The sequence below is a fragment of the Streptomyces sp. NRRL WC-3618 genome, assembly GCF_001280005.1.
Taxonomy (GTDB): Bacteria; Actinomycetota; Actinomycetes; order Streptomycetales; family Streptomycetaceae; genus Streptomyces.
In genome coordinates this window covers 1-316 of the sequence record NZ_LGDW01000353.1, presented here as the reverse complement: position 1 = coordinate 316, position 316 = coordinate 1, and the positions used below count along the sequence as shown (strand labels likewise).

The window sequence follows — 316 nt, the reverse complement described above, 5'->3', positions numbered from 1 at the left end:
GTTCGACTCGGCGATCGGGCTGTCGCTAATGATCGCAATCGGGTCGGAGGGGGTCCGGGAGATGCTTTACGGGTTCGCTCTTGTGGACGACCACTTCCGCTCGGCACCCGCGGAGGGCAATGTGCCGCTGCTGCTGGGTCTTTTGGGTATCTGGTACGGGAACTTCTTCGGTGCGCAGTCGCATGCTGTGCTGCCCTACTCGCACTAGCTGTCCAAGTTCACCGCGTAGTTGCAGCAGCGGGAGATGGAGTTCAACGGCAAGTCTGTCGGGCGTGACGGGCTGCCGGTGGAGTGGGAGACGGGGCCGGTGGTGGGG

At 63.6% G+C, this 316-nt stretch carries 1 pseudogene; it reads left to right on the top strand.

Going from position 1 to position 316, the window contains the following annotated elements:
• Positions 1-316 (top strand): annotated as a pseudogene (locus ADL01_RS26235) (glucose-6-phosphate isomerase); the annotation flags it as partial.